A 14,417-nucleotide genomic window follows, 5' to 3' on the forward strand; every position below is an offset into this window, starting at 1 on the left:
ATCGCAACATATTTCCGATGAGGTAATTTTAAATTTGAGATACTCATCACTATTAGCAGTGAAAAACGCCCCCTGGAGGCGGCTGAAAAAGTGTGAACGCTGAAGTAAACTGTTGCCATCGTGGGTCAAAACGGGACGGCAGACACAGATGACAACCATGCTTGAGGTGGCAAAAAGGGCGGGCGTATCCAAAGCCACCGTCTCACGGGTGCTGTCCGGCAATGGTTACGTCGGCGAAGAGACCAGGGCGCGGGTGTTCCGGGCCATCGAAGAGAGTGGCTACCGCCCCAATCTGCTGGCCAGGCAACTCGCCACCCGCAAGTCGCAAACCCTGGGCCTGGTGATGACCAACACGCTGTATCACGGCAGCTACTTTAGCGACCTGCTTTCCCAGGCGGCACAAATGACCGAAGCCTGCGGCCGACGGCTTCTGCTGGCGGACGGCAAACACAGCGCGGCCCAGGAGCGGGAAGCGCTACAGCATCTGCTGGATCTGCGCTGCGACGCCATCATGATTTATCCCCGCTTCCTGAGCCCTGATGAGATGGATGCGATTATTGATGAGCAGCGGGTGCCGGTGATGGTGCTTAATCGCCGCCTGCGTAAACACCCCAGCCACTGTATCTATTCCGATCAGCTCAGCGCCGCTCGTGACGCCGTTGTCCGCCTGATTGAGCTGGGCCACCGTGATATTGCGTTTGTCACCGGCGCGCTGGATTCCCCGACCGGCCGCGATCGCCTGGCGGGCTATCAGGCGGCGCTGGCGCAGCACGGCATTCCGGCCAGTCAGACCCGGGTGCGGGAAGGTAAGTGGACGCCCGCCTGCGGCGCTCAGGCCGTAGCGTCGCTACTGCAGGATGGCGTCGCTTTCAGCGCGCTGGTCGCCAGTAACGATAATATGGCCATCGGTGCGCTGAAGCAGCTTCACGAAGCCGGCATCGCCGTGCCGGAACAGGTGTCGGTTATCGGTTTCGACGACATTCCCACCGCCCCCTGGGTGGTTCCTTCGCTTTCCAGCGTCCGGCTACCGATTCGTGAAATGATTCAGGAGACGATTAATAAGCTGATTTTTATGCTGGAAGGCGGTGAGCTCGGTACGCCAGCGCGTTTTGAAGGTGAGCTGATTGTGCGGGAGTCGGTGGCCGCCGCGACGTCCAATAGCGGAACGAGATAACTCTATTACACTTGATCGTCATAACGTTCTCTTCACCAGGTAATGCGCGGAATGATCTGCCGCCTGTGTTCCCAACGTGAAAGGTAATCCGATATGACGATGACGTTAAAAGAGAAGCTGACGGGCGCCTGGCAGTTAGTCTCCTATGTGGAAAAACCGCTCGATGGCTCACCGGATGTGTATCCGATGGGAGACGCCCCTATGGGGCTGATTCTGTATACGCCCGATGGCTATATGTCTGCCCAGTTGATGAAACCGAACCGAACGCCGTTTGCATCCGGCGACTGGTTTTCTGCCTCACCGCAGGAGTTTACGGAAGAAGGAAGCACCTATATCGCCTATTCCGGGCGCTTTTATACCGATGAAGCCCAACAAACCCTGTCCCACAGCATGTTTGTTTCGCTTTATCCGAACTGGACCGGTCAGACTCAGCAGCGAGCCTTCCTGTTCGAAGGCGCGCTACTGAAATTAAGTAGCCCAACGCCGATACTTTCAGGCGGCAAAGAGGTGATCCCTTACCTGACGTGGAAGCGGGCAGAACCCAACGCAACATAAAAAAACGCTCCCCAAGGGGAGCGTTTCATCAGCAAACCACAGGGCTTACTGCAGTACGGAGATATCCGCTACCTGCAGGAACAGCTCGCGCAGCTTCGCCAGCAGAGTCAGACGGTTGATGCGCAGATCTTTATCTTCCGCCATCACCATCACTTTATCGAAGAAGGCGTCTACCGGCTCGCGCAGCGCGGCCAGCTCTACCAGCGCTTCCTGATAACGCCCCTCCTGATACAGCGGCGCCAGTTTGTCGCCCAGTACCCGCACCTGGAGCGCCAGGCGAATCTCTTCGTCCTCTTTCAACGCCGAGGCCAGCACCTCATCGTTCAGCGGCTCGTCACTCTTCGCCAGAATATTGGAAACACGCTTGTTAGCCGCCGCCAGCGCTTCGGCATCATCCAGGGTGCGGAAGTGAGAGACCGCCTTCACCCGGGCATCAAAATCAGCCGGGCGGGTCGGACGACGCGCCAGCACCGCCTGGATGGTATCCACGGCATGCCCTTCTTCCTGATACCATGCGCGGAAGCGACCCAGCATAAAGTCGATAACGTCATCAGTCACTTTTGCGTTGGTCAGCTTATCGCCGTACAGACGTACCGCCTCTTCGGTCAGGGTCTGGAGATCCAGCGGCAGCTGTTTCTCGACGATAATACGCAGCACGCCCAGCGCGGCACGGCGCAGCGCAAACGGGTCTTTGTCGCCTTTCGGGTGCTGACCAATACCGAAGATACCCGCCAGGGTATCCATTTTGTCGGCGATCGCCACCGCGCAGGAGACCAGACTGGATGGCAGGTCATCACCGGCAAAACGCGGCATGTACTGCTCATTCAGGGCAACGGCCACATCTTCCGCTTCACCGTCGTGGCGCGCGTAGTGCATCCCCATCACGCCCTGAGTGTCGGTGAATTCGAACACCATATTGGTCATCAGGTCGCATTTGGAAAGCAGACCGGCACGGGTAGCGTGAGTGACGTCAGCGCCGATTTCCCGGGCTACCCAGCCAGACAGCGCCTCAATGCGATCGGTTTTATCGCGCAGGGAGCCCAGTTGCTTCTGGAACAGGACCGTTTCCAGACGCGGCAGGTTGTCTTCCAGGCGCTTTTTACGGTCGCTGTTGAAGAAGAATTCGGCATCGGCCAGACGCGGACGCACCACCTTCTCGTTACCGGAAATAATCTGCTGCGGATCTTTGGAGTCGATGTTAGCCACAAAGATAAAGTTTGGCAGCAGCTTGCCCGCATCGTCATACACCGGGAAGTATTTCTGGTCGCCTTTCATGGTGTAGACCAGCGCTTCGGCAGGCACCGCCAGGAATTTCTCTTCGAACTTCGCGGTCAGTACCACCGGCCATTCCACCAGCGAGGTCACTTCGTCCAGCAGGCTGTCGCTAAGGTCGGCCTTGCCGCCAATCTGGCGCGCCGCTGCTTCGGCATCGGCTTTGATCTTCGCCTTACGGGTGTCGTAGTCGGCAATCACCTTACCGCGCTCCAGCAGGATTTGCGGATACTGATCGGCATTGTCGATGGTCAACGACGGCTCACCCATAAAGCGGTGACCGCGAATAACGCGATCGGATTCAATTCCCAGCACTTTAGCCGGTACTACCTGGTCGCCCAGCAGCAGGGTCACGGTGTGAACCGGACGCACGAAGTGCTCGTCGCTATCGCCCCAGCGCATCAGTTTCGGAATCGGCAGTTTCGCTAACGCGTGGTTGACCATATCCGGCAACAGCGCTTCCACGCTCTCGCCCTTGACGTGAGCGCGATACAGCAGCCATTCGCCTTTATCCGTCACCATCCGCTCAGCTTCAGAAACCTGAATACCGCAGCCGCGCGCCCAACCTTCGGCCGCTTTGCTCGGATTACCGTCGGCATCAAAAGCCTGTGCCACCGCAGGGCCGCGTTTTTCAACGGTACGATCCGCCTGAGCGGCGGCGAGTGTCGCTACTTTCAGCGCCAGACGGCGCGGCGCGGCAAACCACTCAACCTTACCGTGAGCAAGAGAGGCCGCGTCCAGTTCTGCGGTGAAGCGGGCAGCAAAGGCTTCGGCCAGGCTGCGCAGCGCTTTCGGCGGCAGCTCTTCAGTGCCGATCTCCACCAAAAAAGTTTTCTCAGACATGCGCGCCCCTTACTTCTTATTGTTGTTGCACATCGGGAAGCCCAGCGCTTCGCGAGAAGCGTAGTAGGCTTCCGCCACTGCTTTAGTCAGCGTACGGATACGCAGAATATAGCGCTGGCGTTCAGTCACGGAGATAGCCTTGCGGGCATCCAGCAGGTTAAAGCTGTGCGCGGCTTTCAGAATTCGTTCATAGGCCGGCAGCGGCAGCGGCTTCTCAAGAGCCAGTAGCTGCTGCGCCTCTTTTTCATACTGCTCAAAGCAGGTGAAGAGGAAGTCGACATCGGCGTATTCGAAGTTATAGGTGGACTGCTCCACTTCGTTCTGGTGGAAAACATCGCCGTAGGTGGTTTTACCCAGCGGGCCGTCGCTCCAGACCAGGTCGTATACGCTGTCCACGCCCTGGATGTACATGGCCAGACGCTCCAGGCCGTAGGTGATCTCGCCGGTTACCGGCTTACACTCCAGGCCGCCCACCTGCTGGAAGTAGGTGAACTGCGTTACTTCCATCCCATTCAGCCACACTTCCCAGCCAAGACCCCAGGCGCCCAGCGTCGGGTTTTCCCAGTTATCTTCCACGAAGCGGATATCATGAATGGTCGGATCCAGGCCCAGCGCCTTCAGCGAGCCCAGGTAGAGCTCCTGAAGATTATCCGGAGAAGGCTTGATAATGACCTGAAACTGGTAGTAGTGCTGTAAACGGTTCGGGTTTTCGCCGTAGCGGCCATCGGTCGGACGGCGGGAAGGCTGAACGTAGGCGGCAGCGATAGGTTCCGGACCCAGCGCGCGCAGGCAGGTCATTGGGTGAGAGGTGCCAGCGCCGACTTCCATGTCCAGAGGTTGAACAATGGTGCAGCCCTGCGTGGCCCAGTAATCCTGTAAGGTCAGGATCAGGCCCTGAAAGGTCCTGGTATCAAACTTTTGCATAATATGTCGTGTGCGATACGAGTGATGGATTTTGGAAACGATCAGTATACCCTTTGACCGTCAGATATACAGCCCGAATCGCCACCAATCGCAGCATGTTCTGAGCCGGGGGCAAGCCCCCGGTCAGGTTTACATCAGCGCGGGGGCAGGAACAACACCAACCCCGGAAAGATAACCAGTAAGGCGATAAACAGGAAGAACGCCTCCAGATAGGGAACAGAGGCTTTAACAAAGGCCACCGAGCTACAGTTCAGAATGCCGTAACGGTTTTCCGTCACGCTGGCGATCATCCCCGCCAGGGTTTGCGGAATCTGCTCGATAGATAATAGTGACATGGCCCGGAATCGCCGCCGACATAATCAGCAACATCACCGCACGGGAATCATGCCCGATTAGCTTTAATATCTTTCCCCCTCCTTTTTCTTACATCATTCATCATGCAAGTGTCGGCAGGCAGAGAAATTCCAGTAAATAATGGGTAAGTCAGCCAGGTAATTATTTAATTTGAATACCCGGTTCGCCTGCGTTGAATAATAGCCTCTGCCCCTGCGCCAGAAATAATATGACTGGATCACAGATTATCCTCTAGCGCATGGAGAGGTGCAGAAACTGGCCATCTGTTTCGAAAGTACAGGTGAACTGCTCCTGGCTGCCGGTCGCGCCACGCAATTCGTAACTGCCCTGAAACGCGACAACCCCTTCAAGCTGAATCCGGGCCGGTCGCGTATTGTACTGATGAGCGGCTTTATCCCGGCACTGCTGTTCCATGGTCACCGACCGCGCCGAATCGATCCGCGCCTTCTGAGCATACTGGGTACGCCCCTCCTCATGTTCATGCTGAGGCACACTGCACCCCACCAGCATCAGTGTCAGAACCACTACCCGGATCTCATTTTTGCCCATTCTTTATCCCTTTTTCCGTCCTGGTCGCCCGGCGGCGGATTCGCATTTTGCAAAGCCCGGCAAACCTGAGCAAGATAAACCTAAAAACTCAGACAGTTCCGGGAAGTCAATCTGCCCTTCCGGCAGTCACACTGCACAGCTAAAAAGATAGAACAGAGGATCTGAATGCCGCAAAAGATAAACTGGATTGATAACCTGCGTGGTATTGCCTGCCTGATGGTCATCATTATTCATACCACAACCTGGTATGTCACTAACCCCGATATGATTAGTACCGCCAACTGGTGGCTGGCGAACCTGCTTGATGCAGCCTCCCGGGTCAGCGTTCCGCTGTTCTTTATGATCTCCGGCTACCTGTTCTTTGGCGAGCGCAGCGCCCAGGGGCGCCACTTTCTACGCATCACGCTATGCCTGCTGTTTTATAGCGCAGTGGCGCTGCTCTATATCTGGCTGTTAACCCCCATCAGCCCAGGACTTTCACTGACAAACCTGTTCCAGAAGCCGGTGTTCTATCACCTGTGGTTTTTCTTCGCGCTGTTTGCCGTCTACCTGCTGTCACCGCTGATCGAGGTAAAAAAGCCCGCCGTTAAGATGCTGATTCCCCTCCTGCTGGTACTGGGTATTATCGCCAACCCCAATACGCCGGCGCAGAACATCGCCAGGCTGCAATGGCTGCCGGTCGATCTCTATATCAGCGGCGATACCTTCTATTACGTGCTGTATGGCGTGCTGGGGCGTGCTATCGGCATGATGGAGACCGGCAAGGGGCGTACCGCTTCCCTTGCCGCTGTCGGTTTTGTGGGCTGCGTGGCGGCGATCGCCTGGGGAACCTGGCGCGAATTGCTGGCGCGCGGGGACTTCGCCGACACCTGGTACCTGTACTGTGGGCCGCTGGTCTTCCTGGCGGCGCTCTGCGCGCTGTTGATGGCCAAACAGTGGCTCAACGCCCGTCCGCTGCCCGGGCTGGCGTTTATCTCCCGCCACTCGCTGGGCATCTACGGTTTCCATGCGTTGTTTATCCACTTCCTGCGCACCCATCATCTGGATATGAAGCAGTGGCCAGCGCTGGATATCATCTGGATATTCGCCGCCACGCTGTGCGGCAGCGTGCTACTGGCGATGGGGTTACGGCGCATCGATAGCCGCCGATACGTCTGCTAGTAAAAACGCCCCCTCACCCCGGCCCTCTCCCCCAGGGAGAGGGAGTATTCACCTGACTCGGAGGTATCATTCCCCCAACATCAGCGGTTCCAGGCGGTGATACAACTCGCTAAAGACCTTACGCTGCTCGATATAGCGCTGATGGCGCGCCGTATCCGGTTCATGACGCTGCTCCAGCGCCAGTTGCGGTAGCAGTTCGCTGAGCGGGCGTTCGGGGGACAGCGCTATCTGCGCCAGCCGGGCAGCGCCCAGCGCAGGGCCCACGTCGCCGCCAGTGCGATAATCCAGCACCTGACCGCTGATATCCGCCAGCATCTGGCGCCAGTACGGGCTACGAGCGCCGCCGCCGATTAGCGTGACGCTCTGCGGAGTCACGCCACATTCGTGCACCACGTCCATACCTTCCGCCAGACCATAACCCACGCCTTCCAGCACCGCACGCGCCAGCTCCGCCGGACCGTGCTGATGGGTCAAACCAAAGAATACGCCTTTGGCTTCGGGATTGTTATGCGGCGTCCGTTCACCGGACAGATAAGGCAGAAACCAGAGATCCCCCGCCTGCTCGTCTGCTTTCTGAGCCGCCGCCAGCAGGGCCGGTACGTTTTCCATCCCCGTCAGCCGCGCGGCCCAGTCCAGACAGGAGGCCGCGCTCAGCATCACCGACATCAGATGCCAGCGCTGAGGCAGCGCATGGCAGAAGCTGTGCACCGCCCGCTCCGGTTTACTCAGAAACCCATCGCTGACGGCGAAATAGACCCCGGAGGTGCCCAGCGACAGCATGGCCTGGCCGGCATCGGCCATTCCTACGCCCACGGCGCCTGCGGCATTATCCCCGCCACCAGCCACCACCGGCACGCAGCCCATTCCCCAGGCCTCGGCCACCGCTTTACGCAGATAGCCGGTGACGTCACAACCTTCGAACAGTGCGGGCATCTGCGACCTGTTCATATCACAGGCCGCCAGCATTTCGTCACTCCAGTCGCGTTTTGCGACATCGAGCCACATGGTGCCCGCCGCATCCGACATATCGCTGGCGAATTCACCAGTCATCCGCAGCCGCAGATAATCCTTCGGCAGCAGAACTTTATCCAGTTGCCGGAAAATATCCGGTTCATGACGAGCGACCCACACCAGCTTGGGCGCAGTAAAGCCAGGCATAATCAGGTTGCCGGTAATACGCCGCGAAGCAGGCACCTGGGATTCCAGCCAGCCGCACTCTTTGGCGCAGCGACCGTCGTTCCACAGAATCGCCGGTCGCAGCACCTGCTGCTGTTTATCCAGTAGCGTGGCGCCGTGCATCTGCCCGGACAGCCCGATAGCTTTCACGCCCGTCAGCGAATGCTGACTGGCTAGTCCGCGCATAGCGGCATCGGTGACCTGCCACCACTCTTGCGGATCCTGTTCAGACCAGAGCGGGTGGGGGCGCGACACCGTTAGCTTCTGGGTGCAGGATGCCAGGACTTCGCCCTCTTCCCCCAGCAAAATCGCCTTCACCCCGGAGGTACCCAGATCGATCCCGATATACATATAAGGCGCTCCTTAGTACTGCGCCAGGGTTTCCCCTGGCGCGCTAACCTTACTTATCAAAGATATAGTGATTGACCAGGTTTTCAAGCTGCTCCTGGTGACCGCTCTTATGGTGCGGCGCCAGATTGTGCTGCTGCGCATATTCCGCCACCTGCGCCAGATTCATCTGTCCTTTCAGAATTTGCTGACCCAGCTCGCCGTTCCACCCGGCATAGCGCTGCGCGACCCGCCGGTCCAGCTCACCGTCTTCCACCATACCTGCCGCAATTTTCAGCGCCAGCGCCATGGTGTCCATCGCGCCGATATGGCCATAGAACAGGTCATAAGGATCGGTGCTCTGACGGCGTACTTTGGCGTCGAAGTTCAGGCCGCCAGTCGTGAAGCCGCCCGCTTTAAGGATTTCATGCATCACCAGCGCGTTCTCTTCCACGCTGTTCGGGAACTGGTCGGTATCCCAGCCCAGCTGCGGGTCACCGCGGTTAGCATCCACCGAGCCGAACAGCCCCAGCGCGATAGCCGTAGCGATTTCGTGATGGAAAGAGTGGCCAGCCAGAGTGGCATGGTTCGCTTCAATGTTCAGTTTGATCTCTTTTTCCAGACCAAACTGCTTCAGGAAGCCGTAAACCGTGGCGGCATCATAGTCATACTGATGCTTGGTCGGCTCCTGCGGCTTGGGCTCAATCAACAGGGTGCCCTGGAAACCAATCTTGTGTTTGTGCTCTACCACCATCTGCATAAAGCGGCCGATCTGCTCGCGCTCCTGACGCAGGTCAGTGTTCAGCAGGGTTTCGTAGCCTTCGCGGCCCCCCCACAGCACGTAGTTCTCACCGCCGAGTTTATGAGTCGCTTCCATAGCGCTAACGACCTGGGTCGCCGCCCAGGCGAAAACTTCCGGGTCTGGGTTGGTGGCGGCACCGGCGCCGTAGCGCGGGTTAGTAAAGCAGTTGGCGGTGCCCCACAACAGCTTTACACCGCTCTGCTGCTGCTTCGCGGCCAGAACCTCAACCATATGCGCGAAGTTATTGCGGTATTCACGCAGCGAGCCGCCTTCGGGGGAGACATCCACATCGTGGAAGCAGTAGTAAGGTACGTTCAGCTTATGGAAAAACTCAAAGGCGACATCCGCCTTGCGCTCGGCAAGCGCCAGCGCATCGCCCGACTGCTGCCAGGGGCGTTCGAACGCGCCCACGCCAAACATATCGTTACCGTTCCAGCAGAAGGTGTGCCAGTAGCAGGCGGCGAAGCGCAGGTGATCTTCCATGCGCTTACCCAGTACCAGCTCATCCGGGTTGTAGTGGCGGAATGCCAGCGGATTGGTGGTTTTCGGCCCTTCGTAACGTACGCGGTCGAGTTTATCGAAATAAGCTTCCATAGTCGGCTCCAGATTCAAAATAACAGCATCAGGTAGTGATGGTTTATTTATCCTGGATTTTCCGCTTTTCCGGCTCAATTACGTTATTTCACACCGCGATTAAGAGAATACACAAACGTGCGCCAGATCCCAAAAAGCCTTACTGCACCGCGAATCCGCACGTTTTATCGCCGGTTTGCGCAGGGGAAAAATAAAACCAAAAAACGTAACTCAAAAATAAAAAACAGGATTGTCGGCCGCGATCGCAATTCCAGACCATGGTTTCCCTCCAGGAGGCCCGTTTATGGTATTGAAAAGGGAGATTCATCCAGGTAACAGAAAAATATGTTTGAGAAACGTCACCGCATTACGCTGTTATTCAATGCCAACAAGGCCTACGACCGCCAGGTGGTGGAAGGGGTAGGCGAATATTTGCAGGCGTCTCAGTCCGAGTGGGATATTTTCATCGAAGAGGATTTCCGTACTCGTCTCGATAACATCAGCCAGTGGCTGGGAGACGGCGTTATCGCCGACTTTGATGATAAAGAAATTGAAACCCTGCTCAGTGGCACCAACGTGCCCATCATCGGTGTGGGAGGTTCTTACCACGATCCCGCACTCTATCCACAGGTGCATTATATCGCGACTGACAACTTCGCCCTGATCGAGCGCGCCTTTCTACATCTGAAAGAAAAAGGGCTGCATCGCTTCGCCTTCTACGGACTGCCCGCCAGCAGCGGCAAACGCTGGGCGGAAGAACGGGAACTCGCTTTTCGCCAGCTAATGGAGCGGGAACAGTATCGCGGCGTGGTTTACCAGGGCCAGGAGACAGCCCCGGAGAACTGGCAGTACGCCCAGAACCGGCTGGCGGACTGGGTGCAAACGCTACCGCCCCAGACCGGCATCATCGCCGTGACCGATGCCCGGGCGCGCCACCTGCTACAGGTATGCGATCACCTGCACATCCCGGTGCCTGAAAAACTGTGCGTCATCGGCATCGATAACGAAGAGCTGAGCCGCTATCTTTCCCGGGTGGCGCTCTCTTCCGTTGCCCAGGGGGCCCGCCAGATGGGCTACCAGGCCGCCAGCCTGCTGCATCGCCTGCTGGCAGGCGAACAGCCGCCGTTACAGCGAATACTGGTGCCCCCCACCCGGGTGGTGGAGCGTCGTTCCACCGACTATCGTTCGCTGCACGATCCCGCCGTCATTCAGGCCATGCACTACATCCGCAACCACGCCTGCAAGGGCATTAAGGTCGAACAGGTGCTGGATGCCGTGGGTATCTCGCGCTCCAATCTGGAAAAGCGCTTTAAGGAGGAGGCAGGCGAAACCATCCACGCCGTGATCCATGCCGAAAAGCTGGAGAAGGCCCGTAGCCTGCTGGTCGCCACTTCGCTGTCGATTAATGAGATTTCACGGATGTGCGGCTATCCGTCGCTACAGTATTTCTATTCGGTGTTCCGTAAGGAATATCAGACCACGCCCCGGGACTATCGGGAACGCCATAACGAGGTGGGTGTGCGCGGCGAAACATAGCGCAGGGCGCTAAACGGCAAAGCCCCCGCAAGCGGGGGCTTTGCCTGTCAGGCTACCGGTATCAGTTTGATGCGGTCAGCAGATGCTGGTTGCTCTGATACAGAGAGAACAGGTAGTTGTTGTAGCTCTTTCCTTTGGTGGAGTAGCCCTTCAACTTGTGGATCATGTTGCTCGCCGTCAGTTCCGTATCCGACTTGCGCAACTGAGCACGCGACTGCCGGAAGGATTTGTAAGCCGGATGCGTGTTCAGGTTATTCACGTAAGCCGTCACAGACTCCTTTACCGAGTCAAAGTGCTGGTATCCGCCAATCTTCCCCGCACTGCGATTACAGCTACGGCTGGAGCACTTCATTCCAAACAGGTTAGTGTTGGCGCGAGCCAGTTTGGAGGTTCCCCACCCGCTCTCGACCGCCGCCATGGTCACCACCATGCTGCTGGGAATAATGTCTACGCGCTCCAGAAGCGTGTTCCAGGGCACTGAACGGGTATTCCCGCTCCAGGACACCTTATAGCGTGACGCCAGCGCCTTCAGTCGCGCCTTCTCGGAAGGTGACCAACGGCCGTCGTAACGCTTTTGCACCAACCAGTTACGGTCTGCGGTAATCGCCGCATTCTGGTGCTTGATAGAAGGCATCACCGTCCGGATAAAAGCCTTTTTCCTGGCCGTTCCGGAAGGGTATTTTCGCAAATCAGGAAGTGGTCCGCTTTCACTATTGCGAGAATACTCTTTATTATTTTTTGTCAGTAACTTACTTTGTGTAGTCTGGGCTTTATGACTCGTTATTCCTGTCTCTTGCTTGCTCGCCAGCGCGTTGCCGGCAAACCCCCACGCGAGAGACAGGATTACCGCAGCCCCGACGCGTCGGTAGCGTGACGATATCATTATGTCTCCTGGTCGGATGCGACAGCGTCATACATCCTTTGTTATTAAAAAGTAAAATTCAGGAATAAACCCGAAGAAGTATATCAAAGTACCGGCTTCGGGACACTAAATGAATAAACCAAATCCGAATCAGTGTCACGAAATTAGCGCCATAATGGGGTACGAGATTGCTAATTTTGATTATTTTCCCGTTATTTCAATAATTAAAATCCCAGAAAAATCGTGACCGCATGCAGCGACTCAATCTTCCTCTTTCTATATCCAAACGACAAAATCAGTCTTTTAATCCAAAAAAATCAAATTAAAAAGCATAATACACCAGACCATACGGCAGCGCACAGTTTGCAGAGCGAGAACTCTGGCGCTATGGTTAGCTCCTTCCCCTGGCTTTCGACTGACTGACCGCTATGACGTTTTCACTTTTCGGCAACAAATTTACCCGTCCCTCCGCCATTACCCGCCTGATGGAAGATCTCAACGACGGCTTAAAAACCCCCGGCGCCATCATGCTTGGCGGTGGTAACCCGGCACAAATCCCGGCGATGAATGACTACTTCCAGGGACTGCTGGACGAGATGCTCGCCAGTGGTCAATTGACCCGCTCGCTGTGCAATTACGACGGGCCTCAGGGGAAGGATGAACTGCTGAAAACCCTGGCGTCGATGCTGAGAGAAAGCGAAGGTTGGGATATCGGGCCGCAGAATATTGCACTGACAAATGGCAGTCAGAGCGCGTTTTTCTACTTATTCAACCTGTTCGCTGGCCGTCGGGCAGACGGCAGCGTGAAGAAGGTTCTGTTCCCGCTGGCACCGGAATATATCGGCTATGCCGAATCCGGACTGGAAGACGGTCTGTTCGTCTCTAACCGCCCCAATATCGAACTGCTGCCAGACGGCCAGTTTAAATATCACGTCGATTTTGAACATCTGCATATCGGCGAAGATACCGGGATGATTTGCGTATCTCGCCCCACCAACCCCACGGGCAACGTGATTACCGACGAAGAGCTGCGCAAGCTGGACGTTATGGCTAATCAGCACAATGTGCCGCTGGTCATCGATAATGCTTACGGCCTGCCCTTCCCGGGGATCATCTTCAGCGAGGCACGTCCACTGTGGAATCCCAATATCATTCTGTGCATGAGCCTTTCCAAGCTCGGCCTGCCGGGAAGCCGCTGCGGTATTATCATCGCCAACGAAGCGCTGATTAGCGCCATCAGCAACATGAACGGCATTATCAGCCTGGCCCCGGGCGGAGTTGGCCCGGCTATCGCCTGCGAAATGATTAAGCGTAACGATCTGCTGCGCCTGTCAGAAACGGTGATTAAGCCCTTCTACCAGCAGCGGGTCGAAGAGACCATCGCGATTCTGCGCCGCTGGCTGTCGCCGGAACGCTGTCTTATCCATAAACCGGAAGGCGCCATCTTCCTGTGGCTCTGGTTTAAAGATCTGCCCATCACCACCGAACAGCTTTACCAGCGCCTGAAGAAACGCGGGGTGCTGATGGTGCCGGGTAACCACTTCTTCCCCGGGCTGGATAAACCCTGGCCCCATACTCATCAGTGCATGCGAATGAACTATGTGCCGGAACCGGCACAGATTGAGAAAGGGGTTGAGATTCTGGCGGAAGAGGTCGAGCGAGCCTGGCGCGAAGCTACTCCATAGCCGACGGCACGCAGGCCGTTCGCTGTCGTTTGCGTACGCCAGCGGCGGTTAACGCCCGGTCATCCAGACAGCCGAGCGCCCCGGTAGGGCAGACGCTAACGCAGGCCGGGCCGCCTGCCCGTTCGTGGCACAGATCGCACTTCACTATCTGCATCCCCTCACCTGCCGGGGCTGCCACGATATTAATGGCGCCGAACGGGCAAACTACCATGCAGTGCTTACAGCCAATGCAATCCGCATCACGCATACGGATTGCGCCGCCTTCGCGCCACAAAGCGCCGGTGGGGCAAGCGCCGGCACAAGGCGCCGCTTCGCACTGACGACAGGCCAGCGCCACAGACACCTTCCCTTCTTTCACCACCTGAATGCGCGACAGCAGCGTCTGTGCAGTTAATCCCTGTACGCTGTGCTCCGCCCGGTGAGCCACCGCACAGGCCACTTCACAGGTCCGGCAACCGATGCACTTTGCCGCATCGGCGAAAATAAAACGGTTCATCATCCTTATCTCTCCGTTTCTGGATTGCCTGTAACATACTCACAGTGACGGAGAGCGTTATTGATCCCGGTAGTCGTGCTGGCGATTTTTCTTCCCTTAATGTAAAAAACGCCCGGAACGGCTGGAAG

At 57.0% G+C, this 14,417-nt stretch carries 13 protein-coding genes; 5 read left to right on the forward strand and 8 right to left on the reverse strand.

From position 1 onward, the window contains the following. Positions 1-148: 148 nt before the first annotated feature. The gene (locus tag FEM41_RS04505) at positions 149-1,174 is read left to right on the forward strand and encodes a LacI family DNA-binding transcriptional regulator (RefSeq protein WP_138094853.1); all 1,026 of its coding nucleotides are present in this window, start codon (positions 149-151) and stop codon (positions 1,172-1,174) included. Between the two features lie 93 nt (positions 1,175-1,267). After that, positions 1,268-1,729 carry a lipocalin-like domain-containing protein gene (locus FEM41_RS04510; RefSeq protein WP_138094854.1) on the forward strand — a complete coding sequence of 154 codons (462 nt, stop codon included), beginning with the start codon at positions 1,268-1,270 and terminating at the stop codon, positions 1,727-1,729. 45 nt (positions 1,730-1,774) lie between these two features. Here the strand turns inward: FEM41_RS04510 and glyS are convergent, their stop codons facing one another. From glyS to FEM41_RS04530, 4 genes are all read right to left on the reverse strand, one after another. Beyond that, positions 1,775-3,844: a glycine--tRNA ligase subunit beta gene (gene glyS, locus FEM41_RS04515; protein ID WP_138094855.1), complete on the reverse strand. Its 2,070-nt coding sequence runs from the start codon at positions 3,842-3,844 to the stop codon at positions 1,775-1,777. Between the two features lie 9 nt (positions 3,845-3,853). Continuing rightward, positions 3,854-4,768, reverse strand: coding sequence for a glycine--tRNA ligase subunit alpha (gene glyQ / locus FEM41_RS04520; RefSeq protein ID WP_138094856.1), 915 nt, complete (start codon positions 4,766-4,768; stop codon positions 3,854-3,856). A gap of 134 nt (positions 4,769-4,902) precedes the next feature. Beyond that, entirely contained in the window at positions 4,903-5,103 is a 201-nt protein-coding gene (locus FEM41_RS04525) for a hypothetical protein (RefSeq protein WP_241666572.1), read from the reverse strand. A 250-nt stretch (positions 5,104-5,353) separates the two neighbouring features. Further along, on the reverse strand, positions 5,354-5,671 hold the full coding sequence (locus FEM41_RS04530; RefSeq protein ID WP_138094857.1) for a YsaB family lipoprotein: 318 nt from the start codon (positions 5,669-5,671) through the stop codon (positions 5,354-5,356). Between the two features lie 165 nt (positions 5,672-5,836). Here FEM41_RS04530 and FEM41_RS04535 point away from each other — a divergent pair, with 165 nt between their 5' ends. Beyond that, a complete protein-coding gene (locus FEM41_RS04535; RefSeq protein WP_138094858.1) occupies positions 5,837-6,832 on the forward strand; it encodes an acyltransferase in 996 nt (331 codons plus the stop codon). A 66-nt stretch (positions 6,833-6,898) separates the two neighbouring features. Here FEM41_RS04535 and xylB read toward each other — a convergent pair whose 3' ends face one another. Then, complete coding sequence (xylB, locus tag FEM41_RS04540) at positions 6,899-8,359, reverse strand: xylulokinase (protein WP_138094859.1); 1,461 nt, start codon at positions 8,357-8,359, stop codon at positions 6,899-6,901. Positions 8,360-8,408: 49 nt separating this feature from the next. Beyond that, positions 8,409-9,731, reverse strand: a complete 1,323-nt coding sequence (gene xylA, locus FEM41_RS04545; protein WP_138094860.1) for a xylose isomerase — start codon at positions 9,729-9,731, stop codon at positions 8,409-8,411. 324 nt (positions 9,732-10,055) lie between these two features. Between xylA and xylR the strand changes: the two genes are divergently transcribed. Further along, positions 10,056-11,246: a D-xylose utilization transcriptional activator XylR gene (gene xylR, locus FEM41_RS04550; RefSeq protein ID WP_138094861.1), complete on the forward strand. Its 1,191-nt coding sequence runs from the start codon at positions 10,056-10,058 to the stop codon at positions 11,244-11,246. 61 nt (positions 11,247-11,307) lie between these two features. On the opposite strand, the gene FEM41_RS04555 is transcribed toward xylR, so the two are convergent. After that, positions 11,308-12,129, reverse strand: coding sequence for a protein bax (locus tag FEM41_RS04555; RefSeq protein WP_138094862.1), 822 nt, complete (start codon positions 12,127-12,129; stop codon positions 11,308-11,310). A 407-nt stretch (positions 12,130-12,536) separates the two neighbouring features. Here FEM41_RS04555 and avtA point away from each other — a divergent pair, with 407 nt between their 5' ends. Further along, on the forward strand, positions 12,537-13,793 hold the full coding sequence (gene avtA / locus FEM41_RS04560; RefSeq protein ID WP_138094863.1) for a valine--pyruvate transaminase: 1,257 nt from the start codon (positions 12,537-12,539) through the stop codon (positions 13,791-13,793). Here the strand turns inward: avtA and FEM41_RS04565 are convergent. After that, complete coding sequence (locus FEM41_RS04565) at positions 13,783-14,289, reverse strand: 4Fe-4S dicluster domain-containing protein (RefSeq protein WP_138099109.1); 507 nt, start codon at positions 14,287-14,289, stop codon at positions 13,783-13,785. The genes avtA and FEM41_RS04565 overlap by 11 nt on opposite strands. Positions 14,290-14,417 lie beyond the last annotated feature (128 nt).

It is taken from the genome of Jejubacter calystegiae (assembly GCF_005671395.1).
Lineage (GTDB): Bacteria > Pseudomonadota > Gammaproteobacteria > Enterobacterales > Enterobacteriaceae > Jejubacter > Jejubacter calystegiae.

Coding starts and splice junctions, on each gene's coding strand:
- FEM41_RS04505 (WP_138094853.1), top strand. CDS start 149: ATGACAACCATGCTTGAGGTGGCAAAAAGGGCGGGCGTATCCAAAGCC.
- FEM41_RS04510 (WP_138094854.1), top strand. CDS start 1,268: ATGACGATGACGTTAAAAGAGAAGCTGACGGGCGCCTGGCAGTTAGTC.
- glyS (WP_138094855.1), bottom strand. CDS start 3,844: ATGTCTGAGAAAACTTTTTTGGTGGAGATCGGCACTGAAGAGCTGCCG.
- glyQ (WP_138094856.1), bottom strand. CDS start 4,768: ATGCAAAAGTTTGATACCAGGACCTTTCAGGGCCTGATCCTGACCTTA.
- FEM41_RS04525 (WP_241666572.1), bottom strand. CDS start 5,103: ATGTCACTATTATCTATCGAGCAGATTCCGCAAACCCTGGCGGGGATG.
- FEM41_RS04530 (WP_138094857.1), bottom strand. CDS start 5,671: ATGGGCAAAAATGAGATCCGGGTAGTGGTTCTGACACTGATGCTGGTG.
- FEM41_RS04535 (WP_138094858.1), top strand. CDS start 5,837: ATGCCGCAAAAGATAAACTGGATTGATAACCTGCGTGGTATTGCCTGC.
- xylB (WP_138094859.1), bottom strand. CDS start 8,359: ATGTATATCGGGATCGATCTGGGTACCTCCGGGGTGAAGGCGATTTTG.
- xylA (WP_138094860.1), bottom strand. CDS start 9,731: ATGGAAGCTTATTTCGATAAACTCGACCGCGTACGTTACGAAGGGCCG.
- xylR (WP_138094861.1), top strand. CDS start 10,056: ATGTTTGAGAAACGTCACCGCATTACGCTGTTATTCAATGCCAACAAG.
- FEM41_RS04555 (WP_138094862.1), bottom strand. CDS start 12,129: ATGATATCGTCACGCTACCGACGCGTCGGGGCTGCGGTAATCCTGTCT.
- avtA (WP_138094863.1), top strand. CDS start 12,537: ATGACGTTTTCACTTTTCGGCAACAAATTTACCCGTCCCTCCGCCATT.
- FEM41_RS04565 (WP_138099109.1), bottom strand. CDS start 14,289: ATGAACCGTTTTATTTTCGCCGATGCGGCAAAGTGCATCGGTTGCCGG.